A 15,384-nucleotide genomic window follows, 5' to 3' on the forward strand; every position below is an offset into this window, starting at 1 on the left:
CGTTACGTCAGGAACGTGGCGCTTTAAAACGCACGTTTTAGAGCGCGTGTGCTTCAGCGGGGAAGTCCTGTGGGCGATCGGTGAAGATACCGGTGACGCCCCATGATGCGAGCTCCTGAGCTTGATCCACATCGTTGACTGTCCAGACGTTGACATCGAAGCCTGCGTCGCGCATTTCCTTGACCTCTTCAGGGGTGAGGCCGTTGACATCGGGGTGAATTGCGGTGCATCTCAGCAGATCAGCTCCCTGTTGCCAGGTGGGGCCGGGTTGTTTTTCGCGGTCGAACAGCCAACCGAGCTTAATGTTCGGTCGCATAGCGTGGAAGCGTGCGAGGGCCTCGTGGTCGAAGGAAGAAACGATGAAGCGCTCAGTGTTCGCGACCGAATCAACTGCAACAGCGAGGTTCTCGATCAGCTTTTCGCGAAGTTCGGTGCCACCAAAGCAGGGCTTGATCTCGAGGTTCATGCCCATGTTTGCCGAATTGGCGAATGAGATGACGTCAGCTACTTCTGGGATTCGTTCGAACCGGTAGGTGTCAGAGAACCACTTTCCGGCGTCAAGTGTGCGAATGTCGGAGAAGCTGAGGTTGTAGTAGCCACCCTTGCCGGTCGTTGTGCGTTGAAGCTTATCGTCGTGGATGACGATCAAAGATCCGTCGCCGATGACGTCGACGTCGAATTCGAACCAGCGGGCACCGACCTCCGCTGCTTTCGCGAAGGAGGCGATCGTGTTTTCAGGCGCCAATGATGAGGCTCCGCGGTGCGCGAAAATCCTGGGGAATGCCATGCGTGTTCCTTTTGGGTGTTCTCGTTCAGTTGTCTGCCTGCAACGTTAGTCGCTTGGGGGCTAGAGCGCTTGTTCTTACCAGAGGTCAGGGTTTGATGCGGCGGTGGTTTCTTCTTCTGTCTGGTTGATGAAGCGTTCTTCGTCGCGTTTGGCGGCAAGAATCTTTTCAACGTACGAGTCGATCGCTTCTTCGAGGGGAACGTCGTGGCCGGCTTGTTCGCCCAGGTACCAGCGGTGTTCAAGGAACTCGTGGTAGATCTGAGCCGGTTCGAGCTTGGTTTTCAGCTCGGCTGGAACTGCTCGCATGACGGGTTCGAAGGCGTTGTTCAACCACTGGTGTGCGGCCAATTCGAGTGGCATGTTCGGGGTGCCCGCGGTGGCTTGGTAGGTGGCGATGTCGTTCAACAAGCGTTGTGCTTGGTGCTCGCCAACATCCATGCCGGTGAGTCGCATGAGCTTGCGATGATGATGTCCGGCGTCAACGACCTTCGGCTGGATCATCAGTTCGGTTGATCCGGCAACCGATGTCATCTTCAATTCAGCAACGTCGAACCCCAGGTCATTGAGGCGTTCGATTCGCTGAGCAACCTTCCACTTCTGGGAAGAATCAATAAGTTCTGTTCCGGTCAGCTCATTCCACAATTCGTCGTAGCGGCTTCGAATACGGTCGCCAACTTCAATGGGATCCGCGTCTTCGGGGAAGTACTCTCCAGCCTGAAGATCCATGAGTTCGCCGATGATGTTAGTTCGTGCCAAATCAACGTCGTACTCGCGCTGGCCAGAGGTGAGTTTCGGGTGGAGCTCGCCGGTTTCTGCGTCCACCAGGTAGGCACTAAATGCTCCGGCGTCTCGACGGAACAAAGTATTCGACAGTGAAACGTCGCCCCAGTAGAAACCAAGAAGGTGCAGGCGAACAAGCAGTACCGCTAGGGCATCAATCAAACGTGTTGCCGTGTCAGCGCGCATGTGTTGGCTGAACAGAGCACGGTAGGGCAGGGAAAACTGCAGGTGTTCGGTGACCAGGACGGCATTGAGCTCCTCGCCGTCAACACTGTGCCTACCGGTGACCACTGCGGTAGGGAGCACGGAAGGGGCACCAAGACGTGAGAGGTCACGAAGCATCTCGTACTCGTGATGTGCGACGGTCGGGCCAATTTCCTTTACGGCGATCACACGGTCAGAGAGGTTCACGAATCGCACGATGTGGCGAGAAATGCCACGGGGGAGAGCAGCGAGGATCTCGTCGGGCCATTCTTCTAGCGGAATTTCCCAAGGAAGATCAAGAAGCGAGGGATCAACGGTCGCGGCCATGATCTCTAGTGATTCGGACATAGTTCTATTCTCTCATTGCTTAAAGGGACGCAATTATTGAGGAGAATGCGCCAATGAAAGCGCCACCCCGCCAAAAGTGGGGCACTGGTCAGGCGTCAGGGATATGAGTTGGCCCCGCCTCGTCACTATCAACGAGAACGGGGCCAACTGTGGATGAATCACTCAGGCAGACGCATACCGGTTGCAGCAGAGAAGTTATGCTGCTGGCCGGGGCGGATGTGAGCGTGGATCACGCCGCCGCGAGCCGGAGCAGTGCGCGGAGGAACGCGAACGATGATCTGCTTCGTTGAGCCTTCGTCGGTGGATCCGAGGCCCTCGGTAGAGCCTGCAAGACGACCGTAAACGTAGGCGTCCGAGCCGAGTTCCTCAACGAATTCAACTTCGATCGGAATCGTGTTTTCTTCGGTTTCGGAAACAACTTCGAGGCCTTCAGGGCGGAAACCGATGGTGATCTTGCCACCGTCTGCCGGAGTGAGGGCGTCGAGGGTTGCCTGCGAGAGCGGAACGCGTGCCGGGCCGAGGATAGCGTTGGTGCCGTCGACGGTGAACGAGCCGAGGTTCATAGCCGGGGAGCCGATGAAGCCTGCGACGAAGTCGTTTGCTGGGCGCTCGTACATTTCCTGCGGGGTGCCGACCTGCTGGAGGAGGCCGTTGTTGAGGACGGCGATGCGATCGCCCATGGTCAGAGCTTCGGTCTGGTCGTGGGTGACGTACACGGTGGTGACGCCGAGCTCACGCTGCAGAGAAGCGATCTGGGTACGGGTCTGAACGCGGAGCTTCGCGTCGAGGTTCGATAGGGGTTCGTCCATGAGGAAGACCTGAGGCTTACGAACGATTGCGCGCCCCATGGCGACGCGCTGACGCTGACCACCGGAGAGTGCCTTCGGCTTGCGCTCAAGGTAGGGCTCAAGGTCGAGGATGCGTGCGGCTTCATCAACGCGCCTGTTGATTTCGTCCTTCGGGGTGCCGGCGATCTTGAGGGCGAAGCCCATGTTTTCACGGACGGTCATGTGCGGGTAGAGCGCGTAGTTCTGGAAGACCATTGCGATGTCGCGGTTCTTTGGCGGAACGTTGGTGACGTCCTTATCGCCGATCAGGATGCGACCGCCGTTGACCTCTTCGAGGCCGGCGAGCATACGCAGGGAGGTGGACTTCCCGCAACCGGACGGGCCGACGAGGACCAGGAATTCGCCGTCCTCGATCTTGAGGTCCAGCTGGTCGACCGAGGGCTTGTCGTTACCCGGGTAGATACGGGTTGCCTTGTCAAAGGTAACAGTTGCCATTATTCATTTTCCTTCCCACCGGCAGGTACGTGCCGGACGATCCGAGTGGGTCGATGTTCACCAGCGTCATCACTGGCGGGTTCCTCGTGCGAGCAACCTTTCTCAACCTAGCACACGGCGTGGTTATGCAACAGGTTTCAGTGTGTCGTGCGCATTACTCACCGCGCTTGTTCACCGCGTGGCGTGTTGTTGAGACCGCGCTTGTTCACCGTCGCACGGAGTTTGTTCAATCGATCTGCCCATGGCTCCTTGTAATCTGAACGGGTGAATGAAGGCGATCAGATCGGTGGCTACACGCTCGTATCCCAGCTGGGTACGGGTGGCGCGGGTACCGTGTGGCTTGCAGAGGACGAGGGCGGCGATCGAGTTGCCCTCAAGCTTGTGCACCCTGCTTTGGCCGCCGACGAAGAATCTCGCCGTCGCCTGCAACGTGAAGCTGCGACCGTGAATTCGGTTCGCTCCGCCAGGGTTGCCCACGTCGTTGACATTGAAACCGATGCCTCGCAGCCCTTCATTGCGACTGAATATGTAGAGGGCCCGACGTTGGCCTCGTTGATGAATGGCCAGCCGCTTGCGCCGGAGTTGATTGCGGCGATTGCAGCCAGTCTCGCGCGCACATTGATGGCTGTCCATGACGCGCGGATCGTTCACCGCGATATCAAGCCATCGAATGTTATTTGTTCCCCGCACGGCCCGATTCTGATTGACTTCGGGATCGCAATGAGTGAAGCGGATGAGCATTTCACTCGCACAGGTCTGGTTTCAGGTACTGCCGGTTACACGGCTCCAGAGCTGTTGCGTGCTCGCCCGGCCGACGATGATTCAGACTGGTGGGCGTGGTCGGCGACCCTGCTCTCGCTTGCGACCGGGCGTCCTCCGTACGGCACGGGCGATGTTCAGGCGATTATTGCTCGTGTTCTGACGGGCGAGCCGGACACTGAGGGACTTCCGCTCTCATTTGCGCAGATCATTCACCAGGCTCTGTCTCCGGACGTGAATTCTCGCCCCGAACCCGACGAGGTCGTCGCAACGTTAGTCGAACTTTACGGTTTTCCCGGCGACGTCATGTCGATCAACCAGCTTGACTGGAGCGCTGCCTTCGCGAACCCCTACGTTTCCACTGTCCGCCCTGTTGTCGCAGATGAGCCCCGCGTTGTCGGCTCCTCGTCAGGGATGCTGGCGTGGTCCAATAACGACGAAACTGTTCAGTTTGGGGATTCTCCGCTTCACCCATCGACGAGGCTCCTTCCGCGCCCTGAAACTGATGAGTGGAATGTGGGGAGCGCGGCCTCGTCAATTCCCCAACTGGGAATGGGGCAAACGGTCAGCAACACCGCGGACTTTCAATCGCTGACCTACCCGAATGGCGCACCTGCTGGCATGTATGGGCAGGCGGTCGGCGGATACGTAGATCCTCATGCGGTGGCGGTTCCGGGTCAGTGGACGGCTCCGGGGTCGGATGAATTCGATGTCGATGACCCGTATGAGGATCTGGGATATGAAGCTGACCTTCCCAGAATCGTGTGGATCTTCGGGTGCATCATTGCGATGCCACTTGCTCTCATCCCCATGTTCACAGGAGTGATGGGGACTGCTACGGTCATCGTGCTCATGTTTTTCATGGCGTTTGGTGGCGCGTTCCATCGACATAGAGAAAACCGCCGTGTCCGGGCTGGCATTGCGCGATCCAGTGATACCGCTGCGACCGTGGCCTCGTCGCCACTGCTCCTTATTCGCGCTCTGGTGCAGGTGGTGTTTGGGATGACTGTCGGCGGAATCGTCCCGTATCTTGCCTGGAATCTCTACGCGGTTGCTCACGGCGGAAGCGGACAGTGGATGCGTCTACTGGACGTTGTCCTGGCATCCGATCCGAATGCGACACTCGACCCCTTAGTGACCGAACCGATTGGCTCGATCGGCGTGTGGATCGTTGTCCTGGCGACCATCGTTTCAGCGTGGTTGATGCCAACCTCTTCCGATCTGAGAGTTGGAACCAGCATTGCGGTCAGGCGACTGCTGGGCCCAGTGTGGGTGCGTGCGATTGCTGGCCTCCTTGCTGTTGGCGTGGTAGGTGCCACATGGTTCCTCGTCACCGGAGGCGCGCTCTGAACTGCATACGCGCCTAGCGCTAGGTAGGGTTGCCTTAAAGATGTGACCTGTGAAAGGAAAACCATGGCAGGCAAGAAGGTAACGGATACCTCCGTGCGCGCGAAAGCTCAGCAGATGCGCGAAGCGCAGGAAAAGGCTGAGCGTCGCACACGTTCTATCATCATCGCAGTCGTTACAGTCATCGTTATCGCAGTGATTGCGACCGTTGGTGTGATTATTTCTCAGCAGCTTTCTGCAAAGAATGAAGCGCAGAGCGCGAACCCCAGTGATTACTTGGGTGACTACGCGTCGGGTCAGCCGATTCGTTACTCGCATCTTGGTGTCGGCCAGGTTGATGACTCTCTTCCGACCGTTACCGAATACTTCGACTACTCGTGCCACCACTGCGCGAATCTTGAGGTTCTGATTGGCGAAGACTTGATCGCAGGCGCTGACAATGGCGAATACAACATTGAGTTCCAGCCCGTGAGGACGGTCGGCATGGAATACGCGAATGCCGCTACCTCTGCTTCGCTGATTGTTGCTCAGCGGGATCCTGAGCACTGGGGGGCTCTTCACCAGGGGCTGATGGCGTACTTTGCTGGCCAGTTCAAGGCTGGTAACGGTACGGTGATTCAGGATGCGACGAAGTCCTGGGAACAGGTGAAGACGATCGCTTCTCAGGTGGGTGTTTCCTCTGACGTGGTTTCGTCCCTGCCCGTGAACGCGGTCACCGACTATCTGACAACCGCCACCGACACGTGGAGCAACGCGAATTTCACGAACCGTGAGTCGAAAGGCACACCGGAGTTCATTAAGGATCACACGGACCTGCTGACGTTGTCGGGCTCTGATTCTGCTTCGATCATGGCGTCCTTGCGTTCAGGACTTGGCCTGAGATGAGTTCGAAGAACTGACCAACGTGAAGTGCGGGGTCGCGGCCGATTGGTCGGGACCCCGCACTTCATGGCACACTATGTGATGACGATTCGTTGAATTGTCGAAGCCGCCTTAGCTCAGTTGGTAGAGCAGCTGTCTTGTAAACAGCAGGTCATCGGTTCGAGTCCGATAGGCGGCTCCACTTAGACGTCGGATTTGATAAGTACCCTTTTGCGTTAGCGAGTATCGCTTAGGGGGGTGTGAAAAATCGCTTGCGTTAGCGGGTTTGGGTTTTGCGTTACCTAGTATCGTGTTTTCCCTTTTCAGGTAGGATTTCAGGGTTTAACTCGCTAACGGAGATGAAAAATGTGCCTATCTGACCCGGCGTTAACGGTGGGTAAGTGGTGGCGGTTCGACTCTGGCGCTCTATCCGTGGTTAAGGCGTGGGATTAGAGATTGACGTTGATTTCTTTCCCGGTTCTGAAGACGAACCGGATCTCGTTGGCTCCGATAACGGCGTGGTCGATGAGCGCTGTCCATTGGGATGGCTGGAAGTGCTGGATAGGCTGGTCGGCTAGCTGGGTGTAGGCGGTTTTGATCGCGGTGGCTTTGGCCTGTTTGGCTGCGATGTCGGCATCAATGGCTTGTTTGTGCCCTAGCGTTTTCTGGTATTTAGCTTCTAACTGGGTGTATTTGGCGAGGTATTGGTCTTGGTCTTGCGCTACCCGCTGATTTTCTGCAACCAATGCTTCAATCTCGCTGGCAAGAGCACGAATCTTCTTGTCTAATCTCGCAGATTCTGCCTCAAGTTGGTCGGTGTTGAACATGGCCTCGATAACCTCAAGTAGGTGGCTTTGTCCGCGATATTGTTCAGCCAGCTGGTTTAGCGCAGCGAGGAACGCAGTCTGGATTTGCTCGTCACGCAAGGTGGTGGTCTGGCATGGCTGGGCGTGATCGTATTTGTGGTTGCATCGCCAGATCGTGTGTTTGTATTTAGTGTTGGAAGCCCAGGTTTTGCGTCCGTACCAGGCACCGCAGTCGGCGCATTTTAGCCGGCTGGCAAACAGCCCGATCTTGGCGGTGTTGGCCGCGTGGCGGGTGGCGAGTTCGTATTGAACCTGGTCCCACACGGCTGGGTCAATGATCGGCTCGTGGTTTCCGGTGACGTAATACTGCGGGACTTCACCTTCGTTTACTTCGATACGTTTGGTTAGAAAGTCAGCGGTGAACGTCTTCTGAAGCAAAGCGTCGCCTTTGTATTTCTCGTTGGACAAGATCGAGCGCACGGTTGAGGTGGACCAGTTGGTTTTACCTCGCGGAGTCAAAATACCGCGACGCTGTAGCTCGGCACGGATTTCGGTGATCGATGAGCCGTCTAGAAACAGCTTATAGATCAAACGCACGGTCGGGGCTTGGGTCTCGTCGATGGCGAGGTTACCGTCAGCGCCTTTCTTGTATCCCAGTAGTGAGGAGTATGGGACCATGACTTTGCCATCAGAGAAGCGCCTGCGGTGCCCCCAAGTGACGTTCTCAGATATGGAGCGGGATTCTTCCTGAGCAAGACTGGACATGATCGTAATGAGCAACTCGCCTTTAGAATCCAAGGTCCAAATGTTTTCTTTCTCGAAATACACCTCTACACCGGCTTCTTTTAGCTGGCGCACGGTGGTCAGCGAGTCGACAGTGTTACGGGCAAAACGCGACACAGACTTGGTGAGGATCAGGTCGATTTTGCCAGCCAACGCGTCGGCGATCATGGACTGGAAACCTTCACGGTGTTTGGTGGAAGTACCGCTAATGCCTTCGTCGGCATACATGCCAGCAAACACCCAATCAGCACGCGATTGGATGTAGGTGGTGTAGTAGTCGATTTGGGTCTGATAGCTGCTAGCTTGTTCTTCCATATCAGTGGACACCCTTGCGTAGGCCGCCACCCGACGCTTGGGGCTAAAACCTGAAAGCGCGCTGTCATGGATGCGTGTCTTGGTTGCTGGTATCGCGGTAATCGTAGCCACTGTTATTCTCCTTCCAGCCGGGCCAGCGCAATGACTGTCTGGCGGTGATTGTCGTGGGTGAGTGTCAGCTGGTCTTTTGTGACGGTGATACAAGATAGGCGGGACATGATTTCTTCCTCATCCCACTTAGCCAGCGCGAGAATCTTGATGACTGCTTGTTTAAGGTGGGTTTCTTTGAGGTCTGGCCCGCAAGTATTACCTTTCCCGAGGCAGGCTCCCCAGCAACGCCAAATCTTGTAAGCACCAGCCTTTCGGTAGCGGGTTTTACGCTGATAATTCCTGCCACACGACGCACACTTGATCCTGGAAGTAAAACAGCCCGTGGTAAGCGACGGCGTGGCAGCAAGACCAAGCCTGCGGCGACGCGCTAACTCTGCTTGCACTTGCTGAAAGGTTTCCATATCGATAATGGCCGGGTGGCTGTCTTCAACCCAGTAGCGCTCCAACTCGCCAGTGTTCTTTACTTCCCGTTTGGCGCCGATAGCGGGGATGAAGGTTTTCTGTAGCATCTGGTTTCCGGTATAGCGCTCGTTTTCAAGGATGCGGCGAGCAAGATTCGGCTCCAGAGGCTTACCTGTTAGAGAACGGAACCCTTCAGCATTGAGTTGGTCCACGATTTTCTCAGGTGACGTCCCTGCTAGGAAGCCGGTATATATGCGCCGGATGGCTTCGGCCTCACGCTCGTGGATATGGAAGCGTTGTCCGTCCCAGCGGTAGCCGTAGAGCACGAATGAGTTCGTTTTGCCTTGTTTGAAGCCTTGCCTGATAGCCCACTTCACATTCGCTGACAGTGAGGCGGATTCTTCTTGGGCAAACGAGACCAGCAGCGTCAACAACAGCTCACCATCAGCAGTGGCAGTGTCAATGTTTTCACGCTCAAAACGGATAGAAACATCTAGGTTTTTGAGTTCACGCACGATGCGCAAAAGGTCGAGCGTATTGCGGGCGAGTCTGGAGATCGACTTACACAACACAATATCCACCCCGCCTTCTCGGGCGAGGTTCATCAAATCTGCTAGGCCTTGTCGGCCGCCGGTCGTAGTGCCGGTAATACCCTCGTCGGTGAACACGCCAGCGTAGGTCCAGCCGGGAGTTGATTGGATGAGCCGCGAATAATAAGACACCTGGGTAGCGATAGAGGACAGTTGCCGCTGGCTAGCTGTAGATACCCGAGCGTATGCCGCGACATTCACGAGCTTCACTCTGACCGGCCTTACCGGTGTTACCTGCTCGATCTTCGCCACTGTCCCTCCTCACTTCTAAGCTGACTAGTGCTTGTGTCTATACACGCTCTAAACGCGCCATTTATCCAGTCAAAACCGATAATTTTCGCCGCTGATAAACCGGCCTGCACATCTCCGCCAACCGGGTGTAGAAAGCCTCGTGCTCGCTAGCAGTAATCACCCCGCTCGCCGCAAGGGCGGCAAGCATGTCGACATCTTGGATAAACCCGAGCTCACGAGCAAATACCGCGCCGTCTGCCAACTGATCAACAAAAGCAGCGGGCGGGGTCATTTGCGTCCGCCTCTGGTGCCAAAACGTGAACGTACATAGCAAGCGTGCGAGCAATACTGCTGGCCCGGCTTATCGAGCGCGTTGAAGGTTTGTCCGCAGGCTTGGCAGGTTTTCGGACGGTGTAGGCCTGCCCTCCAGGATTGATGCCGACACGCGCTACTACAAAATCTCGCACGAGGATCAACACTCGTTAGTTCTCGTCCACACCATTCGCACACCCGCTCCTGAGTCTCACCCTCAGCCGACAGGTTGTGTTTGGTGCAGTAGGCGCGCACCTGGTCGCGAGATATGCCACAGAAGTCTGCGATCTTCTTATACCCCCACCCGTTGGCGCGCAGATTGGTGATGCGTAATCGGTCTAGTTGGTTCAAAGAAACTCACCATCCTCTCAACCAACTGCCGACCAGCCCACATTTGTTAAATCCAAGCTGGCCATAAAACAAAAAAGGCCCCGCCACCACCTCCCAAACAGGGAGACGGCAGCGGGGCCAAAGAGAAAAACGTGCAGATGCTGTTAGCTGAGTTTCTGGTTTACACGGCGTTGAACAGCGTCATAAAGATTTCCGAGTCTGCGACGGCGCTCGTCGCCGTTGCCGTATTCGCCACGGATCACTGCGTCAGCCAGAGCATCAATATTCAGGCCAAAGCTAGATCCTGCACCTAGCTTTTCATTCACCCTGCGCTGGACAGCGTCATATAAACCACCGAGGCGAGCACGGCGAGTATCCCCGTTACCATATTCACCTCGAATCACCGCATCAGCCAATGCGTCAATGTTCTGTGCAGTAGCCGCAGGAGTTGGTATCGCTACGGGCTTGTTTCCGGTCATTTGGTCATACCAGTACCCAGCTCGTGCCATGTAGGCTGTTCGCTGAGAACCGGCGATGGATGCTGGGCACTCGGTCGGGCTGAAATGACTGTGCCCGAAGATGTTCTTACCCCATTCGGGTCGCCCGAGCTTGTAGTAGACGCAGAGTGCTGCGACCAAGTGTGCACCGTTTTCTAAACACACGTCTGATATCCGCCACGGGCTATTGGAGGCGTCTGCGTGTTCGATACCGATGCTGGTGAGGTTGGCGTCCCAATTGCCAGCGTGCCAGGCAGTATCACCATCCCACACGAGCTGCCCAATAATGCCGGTACTTTCTACCTGGTAGTGTGCGCTGGCTTGGCGGGTTTGCCAGGTGTCGAAGCAGCCACGCACAGAGAGGTTTCCGGCGTTGTGGTGCAAGATGATCTTGTCGATCTGGCGGCCTTGGCGGCCTTTCGAGTAGTGCTTGTCGAGTAGCAGGTTGATGTCAGCATCTAAGGTGTTCCAATTCTTCATAAGGGGGTTCCTCCAGTTTTCTGTTGTTTATGGAATCGTGTAAATGATGAGTGCCAGCAGGTAGATCAGCGGGGCCAACATCCAAGAGAGGATGAGACCAAGTAGCAGCCACACCCCAGCAATAAAAAGCGCTAATACACAGATAAGAATGAGCGCTTTGACGAATGCAGTCAGCCGGGGTTTCACTACTGCTCCAGCTCGTCTGGTTCGGCACGACGCGGCTGGTAATTTGGCTTGGTGGTGTCGGTGCGGGGTGTGGGTACCAGATAGTTCACGCCAGTCCCACTACCTGCCGGATCAGTAGACTTACTGCCAGCAACACCAGTAGTTTTTTCCTCTGGCTGAGTCTCGCCGCGTTGTTTGATTACATCCAAAGCCTGGCGCAAACCGCCCGGGATCGGCAGGCCCAGTAGCCCTGCGTTTTCGAGGATGGAGATGCCCTCGTTGGATAGGTAGAAGAAGATGGTGGCGGTGCGTAGCACTCCGGGTGTGCCAAGAACATGGACATCGAGCAGGTGGGCGAGTCCGATGAGGGCGAAGATTAGGATTTTGCGGGCGATACCGCGAAACCCTACCGAGCTGGATAGTTTGTGGGCGTTGATCGCGGCGAGCATGCCGGTTAGATAGTCGATAACAGTGAATGCGACTATCGCGTATAGCAGGGAGTCAGTTCCACCGAGGAATGCTCCTAGCCAAGCACCTATAGCGGTGATGACGCCTTGGATAGTGACCCAGATAGATTTAATGGACATGTCGAGTGGTTCCTTTCAAAAGACAAAGAAAAACGCCCGACACAGGGTGTAGGGCGCATAAAAAATGCCCACCAAAACTGGCAGGCGTAAGTAGCTGGAGACTATAACCTTTGAGGTTATAGGTCCGGCAGGTTGGGGTTGGTAAGCACTTCTAAAATCGGCATTCTTAGATCGAGGTGTGCTTCACGCGGGCTGGCCGTCTCGCCTGATTTCTCGTCGGTAGGTTGTGCTGGTGGTGCTGGTGTGGGATCAGAGGGAATAGAAACAATCGGTTCTTCACTCATCGTTAGTCTCCTTGGCTAGTGCGTCAGCGATGGCGTCGTAAAGCACGTCGAAGGCCTCCGCTGCTTCTCCCGATAGTTCACCGTCATAGCCATCAAGCAGAGCCTTAATATCGGTTAGGTGACGGCCGTATGTGGGCCCGGAAACCTCGGCAGCACTATCGAATAATTCCTGGCGTAGGGCAAAAAATTCTTGCGCCTTTTCCGGGGTTGCGAGACTGAATGTTCCATCGGTATTGATGATGGGCTTGCCAGCATCGTCGAGGGTTGCGTATTGGCTGATTAGTTCGTATTCGTCGACCCCGAAGCGCGTAGATGCTTCACGTACCAAATGCAGTAGTTTGGTGCGCGCACGTGAGGCGGCTGGCTTCAGCGACATGCCAGCCAGCAGTTCGGTGACCGCGGCGAGCTGATCATTGGGAAGAAGAATTCTCATATTAGACGCTCTCCTTTAAGCGAGGTTGGTGGACATCTTCTGGTAGCCGGTGCTGTCGAAATAGGTCCAAGAGATGGAGCCATCAGCGCGGGAGGTGATTTTAGAAATCCAGCCTTGGTTCAAGAGCCCAAGTATTCCGTTAACGCGGTTCATCAAATCCCCAACACGGTCGAATAATCTCGTCATGTTGTAGAACGAGCCATTGGTAACAACCATGACGTCATAGGTATGAAACACAACCTTCGACAAAGCGGTTGGCCCCACCCAGCCCGGATGCGTACCACGCCCCTGCAAAGACACGTCCTGCAAGGTGACATAGCGGTTTGCGCTGGTGTAGAACTTGTAACCGTTCGTGCGCAGATCAGAACCTAAATGAATGCCGGCTGAACCGTAAAACTTGCCTTTAGGATCCAACGTCAAACACGTGTAGAAGGTACCGTTCGCTTGTGTTTGGTATGTCCATGCCACGTAGTCGCCTTGGTTGGCTAATGACATAGAGATGCCTTGAATGTTTTCGTTGTTCTTTTTGCCACCACGCGACAGCTCACCGACGTAACGCTCGCCATACCAAAACTGCATACCCCGAGAACTAATTGTTCCCTCCAACCGGGAACCGTTATACCAAGAGATTTGAGTGGGGCTGATGCGAATATTCTGATTCCACCCCGCCAATCCAACCTGGATAGCATTAGCGGAAAGCTTGTCTGCCGTAATGGAACCCGCAGCGATCCGGTTGGCATCAAGCAGACCAGTGGTGATCTTGCTAGCATCTATGTAAGCAAGCTTCGCCGAGGTTATAGCCGCATCACGGATCATTACTGTTTGGATAAATCCGTTAGCAATCGTGAGCTTATCGCTAGTGATGCTCCCGGCGGCGATCCTGGCTGCTGCTAGGGTGCCGGTGGTTATTTTATCTGCTGACAGCTGAGAGATTTTAGCGTTTGTGATCGCCGCATCAGCAATCATCGCCGTGCCGATAATTCCGTTGTCGATAGTGGTCTGCCCAGTGATATGCACCCGTTTGCCGTCGATGAGGATGGTTTCAGGTGAAATGTTGATTTGGTTGATGACATCGCCTTTAGTCACGCGCAGGTTGATGTTGTTGCTCATCATGGCGATAGAGCCCCACACGTTTTGCAGGTTATCGCTCAGCGTAATCTTCAAACCCTCAACGCCCTCACTAGCTTGACTAGCAGTCTTGACCGCCTGGTCGGCTTGTTTGCGCGCTGCCGCAACATCACTGGCTGATTTCGCTACGCTGGCTTGGGCTTGCCCCGCCAAATCGCCAGCTTGTTTAGCGGCTTGTTTAGCCTGGGCAACCTCGGTTTTTGTTTTCTCTAACTCAGCACTCACCAGCGCATGGTTAAGGTCGGTGGCAAGACTGACCCATCCGGGCTGACCAGTATCAGTAACGCGGTAGATCCAGATTCCTACTTGCTCACCGTTGTCTTTAAACCACACATCCCCCAGCCTGGCTGATACCGGTTGGGTGGTGCCGTAGTGGTTGGTGTTCTTCCCATCCGCGCTAGCTAGCGCAATACTAGCTGCCTGCTGGGCTTGGCTAGCCTCGGCGCGAGCAGCGGTGATGGTGCGGGTGATGTCGGTGAATTTTGAGGCGGTGCTACCTAGCTCAATCGAAATGTATTCACCTGCGAGTGGGTCGAAGTCATACGCAACAACCCTGGCGGTGAGTGCCACGTTGAGGTCATCGTGGCGGACGGTTACTGTGTCGCCTAGGGTCACGGTTTCTAGGTCGCAAAAACCCTCATATTCTTTCGTCGAAGCCAGATCCACAAACGAGATCTTGTAAGCGCAATGCGGTTGATCGACGTGACAACTAGAGAACTCAGCTTTCGCTAGTTCACGCAATCTCGCATGAGCCTGCGCAAGTGGCAGCTCATCCTCACGCGGTTTGTCCGCATCCTTAATGGCTTTGACCTGCCCATAACGGATGACCTTGATACGCGGCGCAACATAATCACCTATGCGCGGAGAATCCACGTACAGTTCAGGCAACAGCAGACCGTCGTAACCAACCGGCAAAATCCGGGTAACTATGGTGGTGTATTCCAGGCTCGATTCATATCCGCACAGGTTTTTACGATCTCTGATCACCACACCGTTATCGTTGCCACGCCTGGGCGCGTGGTGGATATGCCAGTTATCGAAGGCTAGTTCACCACCCCACCTAGAGACGAAGGAGTTGTCGGCTTTGGAGTCTAGGATCGCGGCGGCTAGCGGTTGGCGCACTATTCGAGCTGAAGCTCGCGACACATTATCGGAGCTAGTGGCGGTAAAGCCGTGTGTGTTGTTGGCGGCATTGAGTAAGTGCTTGAGTGCATCAGCGGCGGTTTTGTTGACCACGTAGGTGTCGGCGATCAGGTTTGCTGCCAGGTCATAAAACACGTGATGCGCTGTCACCTCGAGCATTCCATCGAGCGTGGTGACCACCTCAGTAATGCGGAAACCCTGACGATCCTCCACGCCAGCTACGGGTGCTGCGACGATGTTCTCAAGACGCAGGTGCTTGGCTGCTGAACCATCAGCTGGGTAACTAAACGACAACATGAAGTGGCTGCCTAGTTCCTCGCTCACGACCGGGTCAATGATCTCGCGGTCAAGAACAGCCAAACCATTAGTGGTGAAGGTTTTAGCAACACGGTTGTGAACCGAAATCATAAGTTTTACT

At 55.4% G+C, this 15,384-nt stretch carries 14 protein-coding genes and 1 tRNA gene; 3 read left to right on the forward strand and 12 right to left on the reverse strand.

The window, feature by feature from the left end; genetic code table 11:
• Positions 1-37 precede the first annotated feature (37 nt).
• From AC5RE1_RS02285 to AC5RE1_RS02295, 3 genes are all read right to left on the reverse strand, one after another.
• Positions 38-787, reverse strand: coding sequence for a glycerophosphoryl diester phosphodiesterase (locus AC5RE1_RS02285; RefSeq protein WP_285084545.1), 750 nt, complete (start codon positions 785-787; stop codon positions 38-40).
• A 75-nt stretch (positions 788-862) separates the two neighbouring features.
• The gene (locus AC5RE1_RS02290) at positions 863-2,119 is read right to left on the reverse strand and encodes a DUF4032 domain-containing protein (protein ID WP_493938265.1); all 1,257 of its coding nucleotides are present in this window, start codon (positions 2,117-2,119) and stop codon (positions 863-865) included.
• Between the two features lie 158 nt (positions 2,120-2,277).
• Positions 2,278-3,402, reverse strand: coding sequence for an ABC transporter ATP-binding protein (locus AC5RE1_RS02295; RefSeq protein ID WP_493938266.1), 1,125 nt, complete (start codon positions 3,400-3,402; stop codon positions 2,278-2,280).
• A 264-nt stretch (positions 3,403-3,666) separates the two neighbouring features.
• Between AC5RE1_RS02295 and AC5RE1_RS02300 the strand changes: the two genes are divergently transcribed.
• The 3 genes from AC5RE1_RS02300 (at position 3,667) to AC5RE1_RS02310 (ending at position 6,571) form a co-directional block, all read left to right on the forward strand.
• Positions 3,667-5,511, forward strand: a complete 1,845-nt coding sequence (locus AC5RE1_RS02300) for a serine/threonine-protein kinase (RefSeq protein WP_285084548.1) — start codon at positions 3,667-3,669, stop codon at positions 5,509-5,511.
• Positions 5,512-5,574: 63 nt separating this feature from the next.
• Complete coding sequence (locus tag AC5RE1_RS02305) at positions 5,575-6,393, forward strand: DsbA family protein (RefSeq protein WP_006680237.1); 819 nt, start codon at positions 5,575-5,577, stop codon at positions 6,391-6,393.
• Between the two features lie 102 nt (positions 6,394-6,495).
• Positions 6,496-6,571: transfer RNA gene (locus AC5RE1_RS02310), tRNA-Thr, on the forward strand.
• 247 nt (positions 6,572-6,818) lie between these two features.
• On the opposite strand, the gene AC5RE1_RS02315 is transcribed toward AC5RE1_RS02310, so the two are convergent.
• From AC5RE1_RS02315 to AC5RE1_RS02355, 9 genes are all read right to left on the reverse strand, one after another.
• On the reverse strand, positions 6,819-8,384 hold the full coding sequence (locus tag AC5RE1_RS02315) for a recombinase family protein (protein WP_493938267.1): 1,566 nt from the start codon (positions 8,382-8,384) through the stop codon (positions 6,819-6,821).
• A gap of 2 nt (positions 8,385-8,386) precedes the next feature.
• Positions 8,387-9,628 (reverse strand): recombinase family protein, encoded by a 1,242-nt coding sequence (locus AC5RE1_RS02320; protein ID WP_028821775.1) that lies wholly within the window; start codon positions 9,626-9,628, stop codon positions 8,387-8,389.
• A 61-nt stretch (positions 9,629-9,689) separates the two neighbouring features.
• Positions 9,690-9,899: a hypothetical protein gene (locus AC5RE1_RS02325; RefSeq protein WP_028821774.1), complete on the reverse strand. Its 210-nt coding sequence runs from the start codon at positions 9,897-9,899 to the stop codon at positions 9,690-9,692.
• Positions 9,896-10,270 carry a helix-turn-helix domain-containing protein gene (locus tag AC5RE1_RS02330; protein ID WP_420806056.1) on the reverse strand — a complete coding sequence of 125 codons (375 nt, stop codon included), beginning with the start codon at positions 10,268-10,270 and terminating at the stop codon, positions 9,896-9,898. Before AC5RE1_RS02330 ends, AC5RE1_RS02325 begins: the two co-directional genes overlap by 4 nt.
• A 143-nt stretch (positions 10,271-10,413) precedes the next feature.
• Positions 10,414-11,226 carry an N-acetylmuramoyl-L-alanine amidase gene (locus AC5RE1_RS02335; RefSeq protein WP_493938268.1) on the reverse strand — a complete coding sequence of 271 codons (813 nt, stop codon included), beginning with the start codon at positions 11,224-11,226 and terminating at the stop codon, positions 10,414-10,416.
• Between the two features lie 185 nt (positions 11,227-11,411).
• Positions 11,412-11,978 carry a phage holin family protein gene (locus AC5RE1_RS02340; RefSeq protein WP_493938269.1) on the reverse strand — a complete coding sequence of 189 codons (567 nt, stop codon included), beginning with the start codon at positions 11,976-11,978 and terminating at the stop codon, positions 11,412-11,414.
• A 116-nt stretch (positions 11,979-12,094) separates the two neighbouring features.
• Positions 12,095-12,262, reverse strand: coding sequence for a hypothetical protein (locus tag AC5RE1_RS02345; RefSeq protein ID WP_162840156.1), 168 nt, complete (start codon positions 12,260-12,262; stop codon positions 12,095-12,097).
• Complete coding sequence (locus AC5RE1_RS02350; protein ID WP_493938270.1) at positions 12,255-12,695, reverse strand: DUF1617 family protein; 441 nt, start codon at positions 12,693-12,695, stop codon at positions 12,255-12,257. The genes AC5RE1_RS02345 and AC5RE1_RS02350 overlap by 8 nt, the downstream gene beginning before the upstream one ends.
• Positions 12,696-12,710: 15 nt before the next feature.
• Positions 12,711-15,374, reverse strand: coding sequence for a phage tail spike protein (locus tag AC5RE1_RS02355; protein ID WP_493938271.1), 2,664 nt, complete (start codon positions 15,372-15,374; stop codon positions 12,711-12,713).
• Between the last annotated feature and the right edge of the window lie 10 nt (positions 15,375-15,384).

The sequence above is a fragment of the Actinotignum sp. usb-actsch-rep-73 genome (assembly GCF_059082735.1).